At 36.0% G+C, this 21,861-nt stretch carries 20 protein-coding genes, 1 tRNA gene and 5 pseudogenes; 11 read left to right on the top strand and 15 right to left on the bottom strand.

Translation table 11 applies throughout. The features are described from left to right. Positions 1 to 10 precede the first annotated feature (10 nt). The 4 genes and pseudogenes from AC3WVZ_RS33670 to AC3WVZ_RS33655 all read left to right on the top strand — a co-directional run bounded on the left by AC3WVZ_RS33670 (position 11) and on the right by AC3WVZ_RS33655 (position 1,688). Positions 11 to 235, top strand: a complete 225-nt coding sequence (locus AC3WVZ_RS33670; protein ID WP_233937115.1) for a hypothetical protein — start codon at positions 11 to 13, stop codon at positions 233 to 235. Between the two features lie 70 nt (positions 236 to 305). After that, positions 306 to 533, top strand: coding sequence for a hypothetical protein (locus AC3WVZ_RS33665; RefSeq protein ID WP_233937114.1), 228 nt, complete (start codon positions 306 to 308; stop codon positions 531 to 533). A gap of 35 nt (positions 534 to 568) precedes the next feature. After that, positions 569 to 898 (top strand): annotated as a pseudogene (locus AC3WVZ_RS33660) (ATP-binding protein); the annotation flags it as partial. 82 nt (positions 899 to 980) lie between these two features. After that, a complete protein-coding gene (locus tag AC3WVZ_RS33655; protein ID WP_233936150.1) occupies positions 981 to 1,688 on the top strand; it encodes an IS6 family transposase in 708 nt (235 codons plus the stop codon). Here the strand turns inward: AC3WVZ_RS33655 and AC3WVZ_RS33650 are convergent. Together AC3WVZ_RS33650 and AC3WVZ_RS33645 are read right to left on the bottom strand one after the other, a co-directional pair. Next, positions 1,677 to 2,081 carry a hypothetical protein gene (locus AC3WVZ_RS33650; RefSeq protein WP_233937113.1) on the bottom strand — a complete coding sequence of 135 codons (405 nt, stop codon included), beginning with the start codon at positions 2,079 to 2,081 and terminating at the stop codon, positions 1,677 to 1,679. The genes AC3WVZ_RS33655 and AC3WVZ_RS33650 overlap by 12 nt on opposite strands. Continuing rightward, positions 2,082 to 2,708 (bottom strand): recombinase family protein, encoded by a 627-nt coding sequence (locus tag AC3WVZ_RS33645; protein ID WP_078188074.1) that lies wholly within the window; start codon positions 2,706 to 2,708, stop codon positions 2,082 to 2,084. A gap of 92 nt (positions 2,709 to 2,800) precedes the next feature. Here AC3WVZ_RS33645 and AC3WVZ_RS33640 point away from each other — a divergent pair. Next, positions 2,801 to 3,913, top strand: a pseudogene (locus AC3WVZ_RS33640) (Tn3 family transposase); the annotation flags it as partial. Positions 3,914 to 4,159: 246 nt separating this feature from the next. Here the strand turns inward: AC3WVZ_RS33640 and AC3WVZ_RS33635 are convergent. The 3 genes from AC3WVZ_RS33635 to AC3WVZ_RS33625 form a co-directional block, all read right to left on the bottom strand. Continuing rightward, positions 4,160 to 5,581 (bottom strand): MBL fold metallo-hydrolase, encoded by a 1,422-nt coding sequence (locus tag AC3WVZ_RS33635; RefSeq protein ID WP_233937163.1) that lies wholly within the window; start codon positions 5,579 to 5,581, stop codon positions 4,160 to 4,162. 65 nt (positions 5,582 to 5,646) lie between these two features. Next, the gene (locus tag AC3WVZ_RS33630) at positions 5,647 to 6,846 is read right to left on the bottom strand and encodes an NAD(P)/FAD-dependent oxidoreductase (protein ID WP_233937167.1); all 1,200 of its coding nucleotides are present in this window, start codon (positions 6,844 to 6,846) and stop codon (positions 5,647 to 5,649) included. 41 nt (positions 6,847 to 6,887) lie between these two features. Then, positions 6,888 to 7,946: an endonuclease/exonuclease/phosphatase family protein gene (locus AC3WVZ_RS33625; protein WP_233937162.1), complete on the bottom strand. Its 1,059-nt coding sequence runs from the start codon at positions 7,944 to 7,946 to the stop codon at positions 6,888 to 6,890. A 370-nt stretch (positions 7,947 to 8,316) separates the two neighbouring features. On the opposite strand from AC3WVZ_RS33625, the gene AC3WVZ_RS33620 reads away from it, so the two are divergent. Both AC3WVZ_RS33620 and AC3WVZ_RS33615 read left to right on the top strand, forming a co-directional pair. Continuing rightward, complete coding sequence (locus tag AC3WVZ_RS33620) at positions 8,317 to 9,546, top strand: IS110 family RNA-guided transposase (RefSeq protein WP_103655522.1); 1,230 nt, start codon at positions 8,317 to 8,319, stop codon at positions 9,544 to 9,546. A gap of 362 nt (positions 9,547 to 9,908) precedes the next feature. Beyond that, positions 9,909 to 11,507 (top strand): esterase/lipase family protein, encoded by a 1,599-nt coding sequence (locus AC3WVZ_RS33615; protein ID WP_425594331.1) that lies wholly within the window; start codon positions 9,909 to 9,911, stop codon positions 11,505 to 11,507. Between the two features lie 164 nt (positions 11,508 to 11,671). On the opposite strand, the gene AC3WVZ_RS33610 is transcribed toward AC3WVZ_RS33615, so the two are convergent. From AC3WVZ_RS33610 to AC3WVZ_RS33595, 4 genes and pseudogenes are all read right to left on the bottom strand, one after another. Continuing rightward, a tRNA-Ile gene (locus tag AC3WVZ_RS33610) sits at positions 11,672 to 11,745 on the bottom strand. A 189-nt stretch (positions 11,746 to 11,934) separates the two neighbouring features. Continuing rightward, positions 11,935 to 12,219 (bottom strand): annotated as a pseudogene (locus AC3WVZ_RS33605) (DDE-type integrase/transposase/recombinase); the annotation flags it as partial. A gap of 3 nt (positions 12,220 to 12,222) precedes the next feature. Then, positions 12,223 to 13,154 (bottom strand): annotated as a pseudogene (locus tag AC3WVZ_RS33600) (IS1182 family transposase); the annotation flags it as partial. Positions 13,155 to 13,297: 143 nt separating this feature from the next. After that, positions 13,298 to 13,654, bottom strand: coding sequence for a hypothetical protein (locus tag AC3WVZ_RS33595; RefSeq protein WP_233937161.1), 357 nt, complete (start codon positions 13,652 to 13,654; stop codon positions 13,298 to 13,300). Between the two features lie 425 nt (positions 13,655 to 14,079). Here AC3WVZ_RS33595 and AC3WVZ_RS33590 point away from each other — a divergent pair, with 425 nt between their 5' ends. Further along, positions 14,080 to 15,051: an ETX/MTX2 family pore-forming toxin gene (locus tag AC3WVZ_RS33590; RefSeq protein WP_233937160.1), complete on the top strand. Its 972-nt coding sequence runs from the start codon at positions 14,080 to 14,082 to the stop codon at positions 15,049 to 15,051. Positions 15,052 to 15,362: 311 nt separating this feature from the next. After that, positions 15,363 to 15,544: pseudogene (locus tag AC3WVZ_RS33585) on the top strand (IS6 family transposase); the annotation flags it as partial. A gap of 63 nt (positions 15,545 to 15,607) precedes the next feature. Here the strand turns inward: AC3WVZ_RS33585 and AC3WVZ_RS33580 are convergent. The 3 genes from AC3WVZ_RS33580 to AC3WVZ_RS33570 form a co-directional block, all read right to left on the bottom strand. Then, on the bottom strand, positions 15,608 to 15,793 hold the full coding sequence (locus AC3WVZ_RS33580; RefSeq protein WP_233937159.1) for a hypothetical protein: 186 nt from the start codon (positions 15,791 to 15,793) through the stop codon (positions 15,608 to 15,610). 35 nt (positions 15,794 to 15,828) lie between these two features. Beyond that, positions 15,829 to 17,817 carry a thioester domain-containing protein gene (locus AC3WVZ_RS33575; protein WP_233937158.1) on the bottom strand — a complete coding sequence of 663 codons (1,989 nt, stop codon included), beginning with the start codon at positions 17,815 to 17,817 and terminating at the stop codon, positions 15,829 to 15,831. Positions 17,818 to 17,983: 166 nt separating this feature from the next. After that, positions 17,984 to 18,214, bottom strand: a complete 231-nt coding sequence (locus AC3WVZ_RS33570; protein ID WP_233937156.1) for a helix-turn-helix domain-containing protein — start codon at positions 18,212 to 18,214, stop codon at positions 17,984 to 17,986. A 115-nt stretch (positions 18,215 to 18,329) separates the two neighbouring features. Here AC3WVZ_RS33570 and AC3WVZ_RS33565 point away from each other — a divergent pair, with 115 nt between their 5' ends. After that, the gene (locus AC3WVZ_RS33565; protein WP_233937155.1) at positions 18,330 to 18,674 is read left to right on the top strand and encodes a helix-turn-helix domain-containing protein; all 345 of its coding nucleotides are present in this window, start codon (positions 18,330 to 18,332) and stop codon (positions 18,672 to 18,674) included. A gap of 13 nt (positions 18,675 to 18,687) precedes the next feature. Here the strand turns inward: AC3WVZ_RS33565 and AC3WVZ_RS33560 are convergent, their stop codons facing one another. From AC3WVZ_RS33560 to AC3WVZ_RS33550, 3 genes are all read right to left on the bottom strand, one after another. Further along, positions 18,688 to 18,843, bottom strand: a complete 156-nt coding sequence (locus AC3WVZ_RS33560) for a hypothetical protein (RefSeq protein ID WP_233937153.1) — start codon at positions 18,841 to 18,843, stop codon at positions 18,688 to 18,690. Positions 18,844 to 18,968: 125 nt separating this feature from the next. Next, entirely contained in the window at positions 18,969 to 19,094 is a 126-nt protein-coding gene (locus AC3WVZ_RS33555) for a hypothetical protein (RefSeq protein WP_282082080.1), read from the bottom strand. Between the two features lie 18 nt (positions 19,095 to 19,112). Further along, the gene (locus tag AC3WVZ_RS33550) at positions 19,113 to 20,237 is read right to left on the bottom strand and encodes an AimR family lysis-lysogeny pheromone receptor (RefSeq protein WP_233937152.1); all 1,125 of its coding nucleotides are present in this window, start codon (positions 20,235 to 20,237) and stop codon (positions 19,113 to 19,115) included. A gap of 515 nt (positions 20,238 to 20,752) precedes the next feature. On the opposite strand from AC3WVZ_RS33550, the gene AC3WVZ_RS33545 reads away from it, so the two are divergent. Next, positions 20,753 to 21,736: a Replicase RepFR55 gene (locus tag AC3WVZ_RS33545; RefSeq protein WP_233937151.1), complete on the top strand. Its 984-nt coding sequence runs from the start codon at positions 20,753 to 20,755 to the stop codon at positions 21,734 to 21,736. Positions 21,737 to 21,861 lie beyond the last annotated feature (125 nt).

The following is a 21,861-nucleotide window of genomic DNA, read 5'->3' as shown; positions in this document are numbered from 1 at the left end:
AGAAAATGGGATGAAACCAATTAAGCATATGCGTAGCAAACGTGGTTTTTATATCGGTAGATTGGATCAGGTAAGGGGGAATCGTGCGAATCATTCCAAAATTTCAGCTGAATTGAATGGAATTACAGGAAGAGGGATGGCATTTTCAAGCTTTTTGATGACATTAGCTGGTAATGAAAAAGGAATGAAACTCATAGATCCAAAAGCCAATTTCCATAAGCATTTGCACAAATGATAACAAATTTGGTTTAGGAAGGATGTTCTTTCCTGAGAGCATCCCTCCTGACAAAGGGAGGAGAAAGGGAATGTATAATAATCGTCATGAATGCTGGGAAGCATTTTGGAAAGAGCAAGTTATAGTAAATGGAGAAATGGATATGGAACAAATCAAGCAAGAACTCTTCGAATATAAAACACTTTTAGAACAAATCAATCAACCTCACCAAGCAGTGATGCAGCCTCAAATATTGATTCAACTAGCCGTAGAACAACGCATACAAAAACATCAAGAAAAGACGTTGGCACTCGCGTAAGTCATGTCATGATGAGATAGAAAGGAAGTGAAAGAGTGGCGCGCAGCAAGTTTGATAAAGAACTTGAAAATATGATTGAGAAGAACTGGAAAGTGCTCTTAGTTTTAGGAGCTGTGGGCTTTGTCTGGTTCTCCAAAGAAAAAATAGTGATGGAAATCATGAAACGTGTACCGGCAGTGATTGATGTAACAGTTAGTATATGCCGCCTGATCTTGTGGGGAATAATCGTATATGCAATGATCCGCATAGCTCTGCATTACTTGTACTTATATTTTGAAACAAAACGGTATCGCTATGTCATGTTGATCCCACATATTGAGGATGAAGTAACAACAGAAAAGTTAGGACAAATGATGAATCTGGTGCAAAAAAATTAGGTTAATTGCAAGTAATCTTCTAATTTTGGACATACTGATACGATTACTCTGCAAAAGGGATGTGATCAGTATGAAAAAGGACAATTTGTTTAAATGGAAGCATTACCAACCAGATATAATTTTATTAACTGTACGTTGGTACCTACGGTACAATCTAAGTTTTCGAGATTTGGTGGAAATGATGGAAGAAAGAGGATTATCCTTAGCACATACAACGATTATGCGCTGGGTCCATCAATACGGACCGGAACTGGATAAACGGATCCGATGTCATCTTAAACAAACAAATGATTCATGGCGAGTGGATGAAACGTATATAAAAGTAAAAGGGCAATGGATGTATTTATACCGTGCGGTTGATTCTGAGGGAAATACGATTGACTTCAATCTTAGTAAAACTAGAAATCATAAGGCTGCAAAGCGATTCTTTAAGAAAGCTTTGCAATCTTTTCATGCCTCAAAACCTCGTACAATTACAATTGATAAAAATCCTGCTTATCCAGTTGCTATCACCAAATTAAAGAACGAGAAAAAAGTGCCGTTAGGCACTCAAATTCGGCAGATAAAATATCTAAATAACGTAGTGGAGCAAGACCATCGATTCATTAAAAAACGTGTACGCTCTATGTTAGGATTTAAATCTTTTGGCACCGCTACATGTATACTTGCAGGAGTAGAAGCCATGCATATGATAAAAAAAGAACAGGTTGATTTACGGGATCAGTCTGTTCAAAATCAAAAAGAATTTATTCATCAATTATTTGGATTAACAGCGTAAAGAATAATTCCAATAGGAATCCTCATTATTTCTTGGGAACGTATCCTTTCTTTGCACCAGAACCGGTAATACTTTATGTTGGTTAGTACCTATCTGCCCTAAATATTCGACCATAATCTTAGCAGACTGAACATTACCTTTTGAAAGTGCGTCACATAATTCAATTTTTGTATAAAGTTTGTTTTCTTGTGTAAGAGTTTGAAGAAACAAACGAATCAAATCATCATTTAAGTCTTTTTTCTCTGATAGTAATTTTATAGCGATAGTTCTTTTATAGGCTTCTTTTGATTTAATCATTTCTAATAATTCAAGCTTTGAGTGATTATTATAGTGCTGTAAATCTTCAAATGTAATTTTTCCACGACTTTTTAATTGAGAATCCGAACTTTTCATTTATACCTCCATATAACTGTCTGAATTAGATGTAGCGTTCTTTATTCTATATACAGTTTGCCTAGTTATACCGTTTTCTTTTGCAATATGAGAAATGGCTTCGCCATCATTTAACATTTCAACTACTCGATTGTATACTAACCTTTTTTGAGGGTCCTTTGCTTTTGGAGAATAAAGAGTCGGTCTTCCTTTATAAACTCCTTTCTGTTTTGCTATTGAAATTCCTTGTGCTTGTCTCCTTTTCGTTTCTGTTCGTTCCTGTTCCGCAATCATAGCTAAGATTTGAACGATTAAATCTTTAATAAATTTATCTAATAAAGAATTTCCAATTACTTCTGCCATAATAGGTAGGCTGGTAATAATTAACTTCACTTCTTTTCTTTTTAGGTAATTAACAGTATGAATAATTTCATCATAATTACGCCCAAGTCTGTCGATTGCTTCCACCATAAATGTATCTCCACTTCGAACAAATTTTAACGCCTCTTGAAATGCTTCTCTATTATGAACAGATGCACCAGATTTTTGTTCCGTGAATATTTTTTCCGCTCCAAATTCTTTTAATGTTTGTATTTGTCTATTTAAATTTTGATCTAAAGTTGAAACTCTAGCATAAGCAATTTTCATGTTTAAAGATCCACCTCATTTTCTAACTAATTATCATACACCCTAATCATACAGTTAGAACCGAGTGTTTTCAATAACTAACCAATGTATGATTAGGGTCTACCCAAACAGCACGTTCGCTATCAAATATGGATAGAAAACATATATCTTGGATAAACGATAGACATATTACAGAAGAAAATATTCAAAAAGCCATTGAATGGATTATTAATGCATATAATCGATTTAAGTTACCTAAGTACTGGGGGAATGGAACTAGCGCTTCAGCTGATGGAACCATGTGGGATCTATACGAAAAGAATCTACTGTCTGAAAATCATATTCGCTATGGTGGATATGGAGGAATTGGGTATTATCATGTCTCCGACACATATATCGCCTTATTTAGTCATTTTATTCCTTGTGGCGTTTGGGAAGGAGTTTATATTTTAGACCTTCTCATGAAAAATAAATCCGATATTCAGCCTGATACGCTTCATGCTGATACACAAGGACAAAATGCACCTGTTTTTGGATTAGCCTATTTACTAGGGATTGAACTTATGCCTCGAATTCGTAATTGGAAAGATTTAAAGTTTTTAAGACCAGATAAAGAGTCTATGTATATGCATATTGATGGATTATTTTCACAATCAGTAGATTGGAATTTGATTGAAAACCATTATGAAGATATGTTGCGTGTAGTAATGTCTATTAAAATGGGACGGATCCATCCTTCTACGATTTTAAATAAGTTAAATACATATAGTAAGAAAAATAAACTATATCAGGCTTTTCGAGAACTAGGAAGTGCCATTCGCACTTTATTTTTATTAAAATATTTATCTGATGAAAAACTAAGAAGCACAATTCAAGCCGCTACAAATAAAAGTGAATCTTTTAATGGATTTGCAAAGTGGTTATTCTTTGGCGGTGAAGGAATTATCGCAGAAAACAATCGGGAACGGCAAAGAAAAATTATAAAATACAATCATTTAGTAGCGAATTGCTTAATCTTTTATAATGTCTTTCAACTCACACAAATTCTTCATGAATATATACAGGAGGGCAATAAGGTAGATGAGGACGTGTTATCTGATTTAAGTCCATATGTAACATTTCATGTGAACCGATTTGGAAAATATAGATTAGATTCAAATCGACGTCCACCAGATATTGAATTTGATACACCTGTATCACTTACTGAAACTGAAGAGGCAAGCTAATCAAAAGCAAGAGAAATGAGTATATGAAAACATCACTTCTCTTGCTTTATATTTGTGAGTGGCTCCAAAAAGAAGGAATGGTTGCCGTACCCCGTATAGAGTAATTTACAAATTCAAATGATACATAAAAAACCGTTATATTTTGTTTCATTATAAAATGTAACGGTTTTTTATAGATTTCTATCCCTTTTTACTATTCTTTTCATCCTACATTCTTTCATATCATGATCGTATTTGTTTATCTGTTCATTTACAAATAGGGAATTCCGCCTTTAGCCATGCTAAATATCCACCTTGTACATTTATTACTTCCTTTACACCATGTTTCTGTAATATACTTGCTGCAATAGCGGAACGTATACCAGAACGACACTGTACAATAATCGGACGATCTTTTGGAATGTCTTGTACATGCTCTGTCAAGTGTTCTAGCATGATATGTTTGGCATGCGGAAGATGTCCCTCGTTCCATTCCGATTGATTTCGAACATCAATAACGGGATGGGTTCCCGATTGTATAAGAGGAAACAATTCTTGAACAGTTCTTTCTTCATACGTCTCTAATGACTCTATATCTTCCAGTGTGTTTGAAGGCATATAGGCTATCGTACGATCTAGTCCAATTGCTTCCAAATCTCTCCGTACCTCGTTTATATTTGCAGACAGAGGATCGATAACGATGATAAGGTCCTGGCTATCCTCTAGGAGCCAACCACACCAGGTTGTAAAAGACTGGTTATAAGGAATATTCAGGGACCCCTTTACGTGACCAGATGCAAAAAACGTTGGTTCTCTTGTATCAATGATTTGTTGGTCGGTATGTGCTAGTTGTTGCCATGCAGGGAAAGAATGTATTTCTTTTATGAGACCCTGTGTACGAATCGGCGGACCATCTTGATTGATTCGTTTCATTTTGGAAAAATAAGGTGGTGGTTCCGGCTGGCCACTTAATACATGCATCACAAAAGAATTTTGTTCCTCTGTTTGAAAGGCCCAATTAAAAAGTTTCTCATAGCCCATTGTAGAAGAGGGAATGGCGCCTAATGATTTTCCGCATGCGCTACCAGCACGATGGGAGGGCCAAATTTGTAGGTATATCGGCATCGTTTTGATTTTTTGGATCGAATGAAATAAGTCTTTGGCACTACTCTTCGCATGATGTGGAATACCAACAGCGGTTTCTAATAAATCTGGTCTACCTACATCACCAACAAATAGAAAATCTCCTGTAAAAATCCCTATCGGTTTGTCATTGGTTTCATTATGCTGTTTTGTATCTATGACTAGAAATGAAATACTTTCAGGCGTATGTCCTGGCGTGTGAATAACTTGAAATTGAATCGTACCAATATGAAATGCACTACCACCTTTGACGAGATGGTATGGCACTTGATTGAGATACCGATATTTCCATGTGCTTCCCCCTTCAGCTGATGCATAAAACGTTGCGTTACAAGATAACGCAAGCTCTTTCGCACCAGATACAAAATCAGCATGAATATGTGTTTCTGTTACCGCAATGATGCTTAATCCGCGCTTTCTAGCAAATTCCATATATTGTTCAATGTGGCGTCCTGGATCGATAACAATGGCCACTCCGTGATTCTGACACCCCACAATATAAGACGCATGAGCCAATTTGTCATGATAAAAGCATTCGAATAACATACATCAGCCCCCTTATATTTCAAACTCTTTTTTAACCAGCATTCCTTTTGACAATGTTTTATTTCTTATACGATGCCTTTTAGCATGTATCTCCAATATAGAAAAGGAAGTGCATATCTCTTTAACAAAAACATACTATATCTTTCTTTTGATTGATCAAACGGAAATGTTTCTTGTTCTTCCTGATGATAATCAAATTCTGCTAAAATCAAACTTTTATATCCCGTGACAATGGGGCAAGATGTATAGCCATTGTATGTCGCTTGTACCTCCTGTCCCTGTAAAAATGCCAACAGGTTTTCTCTTACAACAGGAATTTGTTTTCGAATAGCCGCCCCCGTTTTAGAAGTTGGCAAATTGGTACAATCCCCAATCCCAAATATATTGGGGTACCGTACATGCTGCAGTGTATAAGGGTTTATATCTACCCATCCTTCTTCGTCTCCTAGTAAACTATTCTTGATCATATCAGGTGGTCCCATAGGCGGGACAACATGTAAGAGGTGATACGGTATGCTTTCTCTATTACCTGTTTGTATATCTTCAAAAATCGCTTCTTTTTTTTCCGCGTTAATTTCTACTAAATTCTGATGAAAGCTCGTTATAATTTGTTTCCTCTGAATTACCTTTTCTAAAGAGGAAGCATAGCGAGGTACATGAAAAATATGTGGATTTGCTGTTTGAAACATAATCTTACTTTTCTCCCGGACACCTTGGCGACAAAAGTATTCCTCGGCTAAATACATAATTTTTTGAGGTGCACCGCCACACTTGATAGGGGTATTCGGATGCGTAAAGATGGCGTTTCCTCCTTTAAATTGTTGGATTTCTCTCCAGGTTGCATCCGTATAGTCATACGAGTAATTACTACAAACCCCATTTTTTCCAATCGCTTCTTTCAATCCTTTAATGTGATCCCAATGAATTTGAATACCCGCAGCTACAATTAACATTTCATAGGCAATAATAGTTCCATCCTCTAGCAGCAACCTGTTTTCTTTCGGACTTATTTCCGAAACTTTCCTTTGTATCCAATGTACACCTTCTGGAATGAGGTCGGATTGCTTTTTCATCGTTGCTTCTTTTTTGACAATCCCAGCTCCCGCAAATGTCCATAGTGGCTGGAAATAATGTGTTTGAGCAGGGTCTATGATGGCCACCTGTTCTTTTAATACAGGGGCATGACGGAGTAAATGGGCAGCCAAGGAAATCCCAGCTGTACCAGCTCCGATAACAACAATTGTATATGCTTGTTTCATGTTTATTCACGTCTCCCAAAAGTTTATTCGAACGTATGTCTTCCGTTCTACTGTAATTGAAAAACAGCACTCACAGGATTATGATCACTATGTGTAAACTGTAAATCGTGTCCCTTGACTTGAAGGATTTCCACATTAGGTGAGACTACAAATCCATCAATAATGGTCACAAAACTTTTTCCTTTGATGTATGCCGTACGATTATCGCGTACCGTATACACAGAAGAATCTACAGCCCATTGAAATCCTCCTTCTGTAAAATCTTGGGGCAAACGCACTAACCATTTGGGCCAGGCGGCTAGAAATGCGGGGTCTGGTAACTGAATATCTGACAGTAGCTGATTCCAGTCACCACCTATAATCACATAATCCCCCTTCTGATACTGTGTATGCATATACTGTTTTATGTATTGCAGTTGTTGTTTGCGGATATTCCCACCTGCATCATATGCCGAGACATGTAGATTTACGATTCGTAAGTTCTTTCCATTTTCAACCGGGATCATGTGTTCTACCATCGCACGATCTAAATCAAAGAGTTGCTTAGGCCAAGGCTCTCTCCCTGGTAATTGAAAACGAGTTGCTTGTTGTATGAAGTAGGTCGAAAACGTAGCGAGTCCCGATTCCACATATCCTATGGGACGCAAAAAGGGAACCGGAACCCATGGATTCCTATAATTATAACCGAATGTAGAAGCGTGGTAGGATAACTCCTGTTGAAAAAATTGATATTCATTTTGATCAAAAGAACGGAATGCTTTGATATCGACTTCTTGTAACAAGAAAAAATCTGCATGATCTTCTTTTAAAAAGGACGACATGTGTTGTAAATTCTGTTTGGTTTGTTCTTTACTACGAGAACGTGAGCCCGTTCCTCCGTCCATGAAGAAATCTTGTTTTGCATCTAATCCTGCGTAACCAATGTTAAAGGTAGTAACTTGGAATGGCGTATAGGATGGTAATCTGTTTTCTTGCGAGTTTTCTATCATAAGATTTACAGATTCGGATGGCTTTTTATGCTTCCATGTAATAAAAGCTAAAAAGATGATAGGCAGTCCGAGCAAAACCAATGAGAAAGTAACCAATATTCGGATGCCACTTTTCATCCTCTTCCCCTCCTCGTATATTGTATTTAAGCTCTATCTCGAGCTTAGATTTGCCACTTATATTAATGAGAGACCAGTAAAAAACACTTGGACGTCTCAAGATATTTCTAGATAATGATCTTAGGATCATTTGGGACAATTCTTCCCTCTCCTGTGGATGTACCACATAAAAAGAGTGTTTCTCAGTGAACGTGCGGGACTCCCTACGCGCAGGCTGAGCAGCCTGACCTTCGAACCTAGATGTTAGTAGCTCTAGGGCGGCTTTCGATTCAGGACAAGCTCTCATACACGAGGTTGTTGGTCGGCGTACACACTAGAGATATCTCGAGACGTCCAAGAAATGATTCTAAATCGAAAGGAGGTCTCTTACGTGAGATTATTTGCTGGTCTAGATGTAAGTTCGTTTGATATAAAAGTTTGTATTCTAAATGGTGAAGGAGAAAAGGTAGACTCCTTTTCAGTCAATAATGATTTACCAGGTGCCACAACGCTCAAAGAGCGATTATTAAAGCACATAGCCAATCAAAAGGTAGAAATCTTTAAAATTGGCTTAGAATCCACATCTGTTTATAGTTTTCATCCATCCATGTTTCTTCACTATGATGAAGACTTACAAAGCTTTGGAGCAAAGGTATTTCTTATGAATCCTAAGCAAATTGCTAACTTCAAGAAAAGCTATTCTGACATGGATAAAACGGACGAGATTGATGCCTTTGTCATCGCTGATTACTTACGCTTTGGCCGAAATCAAATGTCCATCGTAAAAGAGAGTCAGTATGTGGCACTCCAGCAATTAACAAGATCTCGTTATCAACTCGTTAGAATGTTGACAAAAGAAAAACAACATTTTTTACAATACCTAAGTTATAAATGTAATACATTCTCACAAGAAGTGGATTCTTCTATATTTGGTAACGCCATGATGGAATTATTCCTTGAAAAATTCAGTCTAGAAGAATTAGCTGATATGCCTTTAGAGGAACTCGTTGAGTTCCTACAAGTAAAAGGGAAAAATCGATTTGGTGACCCGACATGTATCGCATCAACTATTCAAAAGGCTGTTCGCTCTTCCTATCGTTTGGATAAGGTCGTAGAAGACTCAATCGATGTCCTTCTCGGAACATCAATCGCGGTGATTCGTACCTATCAACAGCAAATCAAAGAAATAGAAAAGTCCATTAAGCGAATCATGGCTGGATTAACGCAAACACTCGAATCTATTCCCGGAATTGGCCCTGTATTCGCCGCCGGTATTATCGCTGAGATTGGTCAAATCGAAAGATTTGATGATGAAACCAAGGTAGCAAAATATGCCGGATTATATTGGCGTACGCACCAGTCTGGTCGATTCACCGCAGAAAACACTTCATTATCCCGTAATGGAAATCATTACTTGCGGTATTACTTAGTTGAAGCCGCCAACTCTGTAAGAAAGCATGTATCTGATTATCAAGAATATTACGTAAAAAAATATAATGAAGTACCAAAACATCAACACAAACGTGCACTCGTTCTAACCGCAAGAAAACTTGTGCGATTGGTGGATGCGCTACTACGCAGTCACCAACTCTTTACGCCAGAAAGGTGCGTGAAAGTGTGACATAAAACTTGTCATCGCTACCTTTCAATCATTTTCCAGTAAATTACATATATTACTGGTTTAGTTTCGTGATGTCTTTTTTAAGCAAATAGGCCTTTGATAACTAAAAGTTCTTTTGTTTTTCAGTTGACATACTACCGCAGGTCTTTTTCTATGTTCCTAGACAATCCTTCCAGGTCTCCCTATTATATATCGGATATAAGGGAAGTATTTTGAGAAATATCTCGAAACGGCTAGAATAAAAGGTTTTTCTCTTTTGGAGACCGAATATTATGAGAAATTATATGTACAAAAGGGGGCCGAGAAGATGTAATCTTCATTTGAAAGTGTATGTAAAGATAAAAACATGAGGGGGTATTCATTTGAAACATTGTAAAAGACTACTGCAATCCTTTCTTTTGCTTTTTTTATTTTTCATTTTTTATAACGCACCTTCTGTATCTGCAGAAACACATCCAAATTACGGAAAGGTATTTCCACCAAAAGAAACATTCCGGCCAGGGGATTGGTTTGTGGGAGCACCACCTATACAGGTAGACCCTACCAAATCACCGATTGTATTTGTGCAAGGAAAAAACGGAAAGGCAAATGATTGGTATGGAGATACGTACTATCATGGAAAAAATACGATGTATGACCTTGCTTACGATGCTGGCTATCAAACTGCTTTTGTACAACTGTATGATGCAGCTGGGACAGGTTCCGTAAGTCCTTGGACAAATGGGAAACTATTAGCTGAAAAATTAGAAGCCATTTCGCAACATTTTGGAAAAAAAGTCAACATCATCGCGCATAGCAAAGGGGGCATTGATACACAAGCGGCTCTTGTACAATATGGGGCGCATCGTTTTGTTGATAAGGTCATCACACTTGGATCTCCTCATTATGGGACACATCTAGCAGATTTATCCTATAGTTGGTGGGCGGGATGGCTTGCCTCTTTACTAGGGCAACAAGATGAAGGAACGTATGCGTTACAAACTGGGGAAATGGCACGATTTCGCTCGATTATTGATAGTAATCCTGCCACAAAATCCAATCAATATTACACGATAGCAGGAACCAGTTGGGGGCCTACTTTTTCTGCTTTATCTATGGGAGGATTGTATTTGTCACCATATGGAAATAACGATGGCCTTGTCAGTGAATGGAGTACCACTTTGCCGTACGGTGCCCACCTTTTTTCTGATGTTACATTAGATCATGATTCGATTCGAACGGGAAGTGCCGTCTTTTCTCGCATAGAACCTTACTTACGAACGAAAAAAATGGGGCCAGCATGGTCACCGTCTGCCGCGCCTTCTAGGAATGAGCCCTATACAGAGTTAGGACCGACAGAAAACCAAACGGTTTTAGGCGGAGAGCTGATCCCACATCAAGAAAATCGCGCTGTGTTTTCTGTGGATACATTGACAGCAGGAACTGTATCGGTTTTGACTGCGAGTAAACAAGTAGAGATACAACTTATTTCGCCATCAGGGAAGGTTTACACCAAACAGGATGCGGTAGTAACAACGGGTGATGATACCTTTTTTAAAGGGGCCTTTATTCATACATTTCAAATAAAAAGTATGGAAGTGGGAGACTGGAAGATACGTATGAATACGGAAGGGAAAGATGCTTATTTAGCGATGGTACAGTATCAACAGGAAGCACCTTTCCATTTGAAAATACCGGCTAAGCTGAAAGTAAATCAAGCAAAATTACAAATCCAATCTGCTGATAAAAACCCAGTTGAAGCGGAGGATGTTTCTATGACGGTTCGAATTGTCGATCAGACAGGTACACTGATTTCACAATCTGATGGCGTTCAACAAGGAGATGCAAATATGTTATCTACCACGTTACAGCATATAGAGCAATCAGGTGTATACAATTTTACCATTGATGTGAAAGGGAAAAATAAAGCCGGACATCCATACACACGTACGATTATACGTTCTATATATATTGAGAAGTAATATATATTAAAATTCTATAAACAGAAAAAGGTGCCCCTAGGAGCACCTTTTTCTGTTTGTTACATGTATTCATTTTCAATTTTATCATGATCCATGTAACTGTTTCTGGACTAGGATGGTCCATACCCATGCATGTTCTAATAAGAAAGGTATACAAATAGTGATGGACCTTGTAGGATTTGAACCTACGACCGGACGGTTATGAGCCGTCTGCTCTGACCAACTGAGCTAAAGGTCCCTAGAAAAGCATATGGATAAGGAGTATATATGTATTACATGATCTTTTTCTTAACCCTCATCCTTTTTTGAAAAAGAAAAACACTCTCATGAGTGTCTTCCTTTAGCTTGATAACCACTTTAATTTGGTTCTGGTGCAACAATAGTGGAATGTGAAAAAAGAATAGAAGATTCCTAACGGAATGGAACTTTATGCTGTTAAACCAAAGAGTTCATTGATAAGATATATCTGCTTTTGGACAGACTTCTCCCCTTGGAGAGTTTGTCCTTTTTTGATCATATGCATAGCTTCTATTCCAGTAATCATTTTTATAGCTGTAGGGAATGATTTCAATCCTAGCATATTCCGAATCCGTTTTTTGATAAACCGATGATCTTGCTCAATGATATTGTTTAAGTATTTTTTTACACGAAGTGGTATACCGTGTGGTATACACTTTTCTTCCTTTAGTTCACGTACTGCAACAGGATAGGCTTATCCTTCACGATCCGTTGTCGCATACTCTAAAATACACCCCATCACCATACATATATTTCTCTCCGATAATTTCTTACAGATATAGCTCGTAAAATAGCCTGCATCAAGAGCTACAGCTTCTACTTTGAACCCGAATTTATCGATTTGAGCTTGGAGGCGTGCTAAATATGGCTCGGAATCTGCCATATTTCCAGCCGTTACATAGGTATCTGTAATAATATTGTACTTCGCATCAGTCGTACGATGGTCTAAGAAATGAAAACCGTTCGGTTTTCCATCTCTCATTAAAAATCCACTATCTGGATCCGTGGTACTTATACGAGTTTTTTTGGTAGGGGTATCACTTTCCTCTCTAGGTTTTAATTCTTTTTTCCATGTACCTTACGATCTTCGATTACCGCAGCTTCTAGCTCATCTATATAAAACTTTGCTTTTTCTTTTTTATATTTATGTACAAATTTATTCTTATTGGCATTGGCCTTAATGTGCGTAGAATCTGTCATTAGCGCACGTCCTCCCACCATCCGGTGCTCTGTCGCTTGCCTCACGATCTCATCAAAAATTTCTTCGAAAATATTTGTATGAATAAAGCGGGTACGGCGATTCCAACTGATTGTAGAATGATCTGGAATAGTATCTGATAGAGAAAACCCTAAAAACCAACGGTAGGCGATATTCGTTTTAATCTCTTTTTCCAATTGACGCTCCGAACGAATACCGTAAAAATATCCAATAAACATCATTTTAAATAAAACGATAGGATGGATTGACGGACGTCCATTGTTTTCACAGTAATAAGGGCGTAATTTCTCTTCAATAAAATCAAAACTAATTGTCGCTTCAATCGCACGAAGGAAATGATCTTGTGGAACCAACTCTTCTACAGAAACAGATACACGTTCATCACGATGATTTTTTAAAGCACCCATCATAAAAACTCTCTCCTTTTCCTCTTTTTTATCAGTGTTGACACATAAAAAGAGGTTCAGACACAAAAACAGGCTGTAGAGAAGACTTTCTCCACAGCCTGATAAAAACCCATTGCTAAAACAATGGGTTTTTACAATCATTTGTATTACATTTTATTAATTACAACATCATGTGTAACAGATTTTGCACCATCTGGAAGCATTACTGATTGTTTTGGAGTAATAACAGATTTTGCAGAGTCAGTATCATTGTTATATTGGAATTGTGAAAGTTCTATTCCGGTATCTGTTTTATAAGTGATAGTTAATTGACTATGTGGAGGTACTTCTAATGTGTCTCCACCAAATTCAACAGCTGCGGATAATTGATTTTGTGTTTGTACAGTTTTAATTGGCTCATGTTTCTCGGCAGCAAAGGTCATGGAAGGGGATAATAAAAGAGATGTACCTAACGCAGCCATTGGTGCTAAAGTTGCTAATTTTTTATACATTTGCATATGCATTCCTCCTGAACTAATATATTTAGAAAAATTGTTGATATACTGATTATATATGTTGTGATTTTATATTAACAAATATAAAAATGTACTTTTCAAAATGTACGTTTCCTGTTGTTCAGTATTGCCATATTAAAGAGAAAGGGGTTCTGTTGTAAAGTTTTCAAATGAAGCTAAGCTGTAGGAGAAATGCATGAGGGAAAGTGATACATGAGATATTTTAAAGCAAAAACGCTCAAGAAAGGCATTCTTTGAGTATCCATTAGCTAGTACTGTTGGTTTTCTTTAAGCTATCGTAATGTCTTGAAATTTTACATCCTTTTCAAATAAAAAGAGCTTTTATAAAGGACTTTTTTATACATGTTTTATTATTTTTATCTGCTACTATAGAAGTTGAAACATCAAATAAACTTAACAAGTGGGAGAGATGTATGATGAAAATAACTAAATATAAAAAGTTATTAGCAACTGTACCATTAGCATGTATGCTTAGTGCGCCAGTTATTGCAGCACCTGTGAATGCTTTTGCTGCAGCACCAACAAATTATGAAGAAACTAGTCAATTTTCTAAAGATAGTTTTAAACAGTGGTTAGATGAAAAAATATCACCTGCACTTGCGGATCCCGTCAAGCAAATTTATACAGGTGCTAGCAACATAGATCTTGATGGTAACTATACTAATTTAGGTTCAGGTGACATTAATTTAACCGCAACTACTGTGGGAGATGGAAAGCCTACATTTGTAAGTGTGGGAACCTTGCATAATACTACAGATGTAGATCAAGTATTAAAAACAGATAGTCAAGCAATAACGAATACGCATTCATTTACAGAAACAAATGCAGAAGGTGTAGCATTGAAGATTGGTGCCGAGACAAAAGTATCTGTAGGGATACCTTTTGTAGCAGAGGGTAATGTCACACTTAAGATGGAAGTTGATACGTCTTATACTCATACAACTGGTAATACATATACTAAAACAACAACAGACACGTTCCCATCTCAAGATATAAAGGCCGCACCACATGGAACAACAGAAATGAATATTGCGATATTTAATCAAGAATATTCAGGAGCATACGATGGGTATACCGAAGTTACATCAAGAATTGGACAAGCTGATATGATAAACCAAACGTCAACATTAGGTGTGATGAGTTTATATGATTTTATTAAGAAGGGCCTTGCTAAGGATCCATCTATTAGTCTACCATCTTATATAAAATTAGACGACATAAATAAAAGAGTATTTGTAAAGGTACCAATGAGCTTTTCTGGTGTAGCGGGTTATCATACAAAAGGTGAAGTAACATTTACACCAGATGATCCAAATAAACCAGCTGTAAAAATGTCATTAGAAGATTATAAAGATCCAGTAAAACGTGCTCAATTATTAAAATAAATGGGGTATGGCAACCAAAAGTAAAATATGGGGCCGTATGCAAATATATTCCAATTAAAAAAGGGTATGTGAAGAAGTTTTTATTCGCCACATACCCTTTTTATTAATTGGCTACTTGGTAAATTGGCATATCGAACTGTAAATCCGGTGGCTGTCTATTTGGATCAATTCCATATTTGCCAAATCGATTCACATGAGCTGTGATATATGGGCTCAACTCGGTTCTGGTGCAAAAAAGCGAAATGATTTGAAAATGCTCTTTCAAACTTGGCAATACTGGTGCTATTACTAAAAAAAGGTGTGTGATCAGTATGGAAAAAGAAAATATATTCAAATGGAAACAGTATCAGCCTGATATCATTGTATTAACCGTACGTTGGTACCTGCGGTACAAAACTTAAGTCTTCGTGATTTAGTGGAAATGATGGAGGAAAGAGGATTATTCTTAGTACATACAACAATTATGCGATGGGTGCATCAATATGGACCAGAACCCCTGTAAGTAAAGCGTATTGAAGGATATCATACTGTATTGACATACTTATTACTTTCCTCCTTACAATTCATTTAAATATAGCTCTTCTAAATCTGTAGAAAGGATTGTAACTACTTGTTGGTGATCTTGATATAGAACATGTTGTATATTGTTTCGCAACTGAAACCCATCTTCAGGTAATGCTAGCAAATACGATTTTTTGTATTTGATCCCATTGATCTGATAATGTACATCAAACACGCACATTGTGTCCCGCCCTCCCTATCAGTTGAGAGTATTACTTACATTTCTTGTTTTGCTTTTTTACGCATTCTGTACGCGTAAACTGCTGCGACACTGCCAAGAGCGACAAGTGTAGCTCCAATCCAGTACCAATGTGGATTCTCTGCTTTACCGCCTGTTGTTGGTAAATGACTTTCTACTTTCTTTGGTTGTTCTTTAATTTGTTTGAGTTGTTCTGGTTGTTTTTCAATGATGTGTGTTTTCTCTGGTGTCGGTACAGGCTTTTCAATCACCTGTGGTGTTTTCTCCGGTTGTGGTTGAGGATATTCTGGCTTTTCTGGTTGTGGTTGTTCTGGTGCTGGTGGAATTTCTTTTTTCTTATCTTGTACGGTGTGTTTGATAATCTCACCATCGTTTTTAATTTCGAAAGAGAAGGTCTCTTCATTAATTAAAAATCCTTCGGGTGCAAGCGTTTCTTTATATGTGTACTTTCCTACTGGGAGTTTATCGAACTTTGCAATGCCCTGCTCATTTGTTTTTCCTTTTACTACTTCTTTTCCTTGCTCATCGTAAATTGTGAACTCTGCACCTGGCAATTTGTTATTTCCCTTTGCTACGTCCACTTTTGTGATTTCAAGTGAGCCTTTTGCTTGTGTGTTCTTAGCGATTAATTCAATTGTTTTACCGTTTTCCTTAATATGAAAAGGAATTGGCTCTTTCATGAGAATATAACCATATGGAGAAGTTTTTTCAATCAATGTATATTGACCAAATGGCAAGTTCTCAACTTTGATGACACCATTTTTATCCGTGGTGTGCTCACTAATTGAATTCCCCTTAGAATCTGCAAGTATAAATACTGCGCCTTCTAATTTCTTTTTACCATCTTGATCTACTTTCAAAAGCTGTACATTTCCTTTAATTTGTTCATTTTTCATTTCAATTACAGCAACTTCACCCGTCTTTACTTCGAATATTTTAGGGGTTGGATCTAAAACATAACCAACAGAGGCCTTAACTTCTTTTACACCGTAAGTTCCTATCTCTACATTACCGAGTTCAGCAATTCCATTCTTATCAGCTGTAATCGTTCCCACTCTTTTTTGGTTGTTGTCGAAGACTTCAAATACTGCACCTGGAAGTGGCTTTTTGTTCTCATCCACTTTCATTACTTTGAGTGAACCATTTGCTTTCCAGTACACTTGTAAGTCTGTACTTGCTTGCTCTGTACTACGTTCTAATAAAACCGTTGCATCCTGAATTGTCTCAGTTCCCTTATATGCAATTGTATTGTAATTGGTTAAATTTGAAACGACTTTTAAAGATAGTTCATTACTCTTAGAGGATTTTGGAACTTGTATACGGAACTTTTCTCCTAGTTGGAATGTTTCTTTTGTTTCACCTTGTTCTGTTACAACACGTGTTCCTTGTGGTGCATTGTTCATTTGCACCTTGAAAGTACCCTTCTTCGCGTTTGTTTGTACTGTATACGTTGTTGTTTCAAAGTATGCACCGTTTAATTGTGCCTCTTGCTTATCAGTTGGAACCACATTCATATATACATCTTGTGTATCTTGACTCTGATTCGCTGCATGAATGATGGCTTTCGTTGCTTTTTCAACGGCTGCATCTTTAAATTGTAACTCTGCCGTACTGATTTGCCCCAATGAGTTCCATAAGGCCAGCTGTGTTGAATAATGCGCCTGTTCCCAGGTGGAAACCCCTAATTCTTGTGGACTCTTTTGTGGATATCCATTTAACAAGACACGGTACACAATATCATCTGTTTTTCCACTCTCAGGAAGGTCTGAACCATTTGGAGACTTCAACCCATAGACCAAACAATAGGCAATTTGCCCCTTCGAATTTTTCAAAAGTTCAGTACGTATATCTTTCCCAAACTGTGGAGAGTACGCCCACTTCATCTCGTATTTTTCATGATTAATGACCTCCGCACTTGCTTGATTAAGCGGTATGAAGAAGCTCATGAGTAATAATAATATACTCATGACGAGTAGTAATGCTTGATAGGATCGTTTCAAAATCATTTTTACAGCTCCTTTATTAGTTTTAAATTTATGAAAGACAGAATATTCCGAAACTTTTACCTATAAAAAAATTTATACTTTAGTAATAATTTTTTCGGCTTTAAGCCTAATTTTATTTGCAATATACATCAAATGAATATTAACTATATATTGAATGTATATTACTTTACATTGGCAATGCCCGATAATACGTCGGAAAGAATAAATGATCAATTGGGACCCCTAGAGAGTCTGCCAAACACTTCGCCTTTTGGGCATTGAGACTTCTTCTTCCCGTTTCAACGTCATATAGGGTACTCCTTGGAACTTTTAAAGCATCCGAAAGCTCTTTAATATTAAGGCTTTGTGATTCCCTGCAATGACGTAATTGAGTTTTATATTCTTGTAAAGATACCAAATATCTCACCCCCTATCTTAATTACAATTATATTCGGCTTTAAGCCGAAAGTAAACATTAAAGTAGTTATTTTTTTTTATTTAAACATAAAAAAAGTTAAAAAGGAGCTGGAACCATGTTTGGACAAAGATTAAGAGAGTTACGAAACAAAAAAAACATTAGTGCTACTGCGCTTGGAAAAGTACTTGGAATTGCACAAACAACTATATCGAATTGGGAAAACTCTGGATACGAACCCAATTATGAAATGTTAGTGAAAATCTCTCATTATTTTGGCGTATCTGTGGATTATTTAGTTGGAAATGATAATGATGTCAATAAAAATGAAATAAGTCGTTTAGCAAAAGAATTATATGAAGACTTGGACGATCTTCCAGAGGATGAACGCCATGATATTGAAAAAGGACTTTTAGAATACCTTGAATTTCTTGGTTATAAATTAAAAAAAACAAAGAAATAAATTCTTTGCTTTTTTAATTAGCTTTTTGTCTAATATTAGATTTAAAATTTCTATTTTCTTTAATATAAGTCTGTAATTTACTATGCAATTCAACATAGTTACCTGTTTGTGACAATACTCTTACCAAAAAGTCATAATCAACTCGCTTACATAAATTCTTCTTTTTCATAAATTAATTACTCCTTTACGAATTTTTTATGTACGAGTGGAACGAAATTTTAGGCCATACAAACAAGCGTTCCACTCCTTAAACGACAAATGACACTACAAGTGTAGTGTCATTTTTAACATCAATTACCCAGCTCCTCCACCAGGATCTACCATATATTGTAAAATTTTCGTGATACTTACTTGCATCGTAAGTGTTGTTAACGCCGCTATCTTGGCGAATAAATATAATCGTTTTGCCCATCCCTTCATATTTAACCACCTCTGCATTTATTTTAACACATTTTTTGGAAGTTCCGCATAGAACAAATCATTATTTCGTTCAAAAGCCAATAAAGCCTGCCTCATTAAGTTCATATCATCTCTTGCTAGAGCTTGAACAAAAAATTGAAGTGGTGTAAGAAAACCGTTTTGTTTTTTAGTTTCTTCCATTAGAGAATCTGCTTTTTGTTTCATGTCTTTTTTTATATACAAGTATCCCTGTTCTGTTGGATTTATAGGATTTATAAGATCTAAATTTTTTTCAAAATGAATATTTAAAAAATCCAGTGTTGTTTGTAGCATTTGCTGTTTTTTACGCATTTTTTGATTACTAGGAGAAGTCACCAAACTTAACCCTTTATCTAAATAATACTTAGACAATTCGTAGTCTGTTAGTATATATGTCTCCCCCATAATACAATATGCTGTAGCCTTTGGAAGTAAAGATACTCTTCCATTTCTGGAAATCATATCATCACATAGTTCTCTAGCTCTTTCTAATTCGTTATTCCTATGAAAACATGTGGCCAATAACTCCATAGTTCTTAATTCATATGACGATTTTAAAAAGGGATTTTTTATTTTTTCAATTTCACCCTTTAACTCATCAATATTTGCACTTACTAAATTGTAGCTTCTTGAATCAAAAAAGGCGTAAATCAGAGCAAACTCCATAGGAACTTTACTTGTATCTTCTGCATTTTTTTGCTTTCCTATTTCCCCCTTTACCAACTTCAAAAATTCACACGGGTTAATTTCATCGGCATTTCGTAAATACAGTAATTCATAAGCTCTCGCAAACTTACGATTCAGCAAATTATTTGATTGTTTTTCTTGATCAATTAAATATTCTAATAACTCCAATTCGCCACACATGTCTATATATTCAAGTGCTACTCTTAAATTAACTTTCCTTTGAGCTTGGTTACAATAATTAAACACTTCTGTCTTTCGAAAAGAATAATCATGGGGATATAACATGTTTAATATCTCTGCATAAACCGAAAAGTCAAATTCTCTCTTACCCAAAAAAGATTGATTCACTTTAGAATGACTAACACCTAACAAATCAGCAAGCTGTCTATTTGTAATACTTCTATTAGTTAAATCCTTCTGTATCTTCTCTAAAAGCATACCCCTTGTCACATCCTCCCTTATCTTTTAATATATAAATATAAAAAGTTTATTATATTAAAAGAATTTTCTGTAAATATATTTTAACAGAGATTAGAAAAAGTTTCGTTCCATTATGGAATTTTGCATATTTCTATATTATTTTTTGAATATTCAGAAAATAATAGCCGCATTTATTAGTTGCTTCTAACCTATTACTAGTTGATATTTGAAAAAAGTATGTGTAAAATAGTTCTTAACGATATGTATTTTTAATAACAGCCTAATCATTAGTTTGAAACATTAATTATAAAAAAATAAAAACCCCACCGCACAGTTTTTAATTGGATCAGGTCGCCAAACTCAAACCAATTAAAAACTCCAAGAGATAGGGGCTTTAATTCACACTATAGTTATATGTGTTTTTCTTTAGTATCAAACTTGATACTAAAATTATACCATAACGTATATCTAATGTGAATATAAAACCTCTGTTTTTCCTGTTTAATTGTGGTGGAAAAATAGGAGGGTTTTTTATGCTATTAACTAATTTTTTACTCAGTACCGCAAAACGAGAACTAAGCCAGCAAATCTATCGTATTCCTAAGGGGAAAACGGGAGCTATTAATCAAGCAGTCAGAAGCGTAATTAAAGATATTGATAGTATCCTATTCGAATGTGAAGGGAAAACGACAAAAGAATACTTCGAACAAACTCCACGCCGATATCAAGCACTTGAAACCGTGCTTGCCTATCTTGTTCAAGAGGGATTTTCCCAAGTTAGACAAGAACAAATTAGCCAAAAATCGGGTATTTCGGTACCACTCATCAACTTTATTCTGAACTGGTTAGAAGATCTGGAAGTATGTCATCAAATTAAAACCAGACGTCATGGTAAAATTGCGCCATCTATTTATATTTTAAGCTTACATAATAATTACTTGAAAATTATTGAGTACTTTAAACAGAAATGGGCATTAACAATCGATATTTTTTCTACATTCACTGCGTTTTTGTCCAAGAAAATTGGTAAGAAAAAGACGAAAGAAACAAATAAAGAAGATAATCCTCCAGTCTCTACATGCCACGGTTTTGACTTATTCACTCCTATCGAACCTGTTGAAGTAGAAGTTGAGGAACAAGAAACGAATTCTGACGAAGATAAAAAATTAGAACTTAGATTTCGTGAGATGGATGAACACATGAGCGATGCGCAAAAGAAGCTTTACATGTACATTTTGACGCAAGACACAAGTATTACTGAAAAAGATGCTTATACAATTGCTTTACGTATGCCACCAGATGTTGACTGGGAGGCAAAAAAGACTTTCGAAGAGTGTGTACGTTGGTTTGAACATAACCAAGCAGATGTAAGTACGCCTGCGCATTTCATAAAGATGTACACAAAGAAACTTCACGAGTATAGGAACATACGTATGGAAAAGTATAAAAAAGATAGAAAGTCTAGAGTAAACATTAACTTTAAAAAATTCAAAGAGATGCTAGATCCTAACTCTTAACTTCTGTTTCTCACAACAAAATAAGGATACGATAGCCTTGTTCAAAAAATGGAAGCTGACAAGGCTTTTTGTCATGCAATCATACCTGTTATTTTTAAAATCTATTAATCTTATTATTTAACTTC

It is taken from the genome of Bacillus sp. CPT56D-587-MTF (assembly GCF_058792335.1).
Note: the sequence above shows the minus strand (reverse complement) of the source record. Positions and strands in the feature narration are given on the sequence as shown.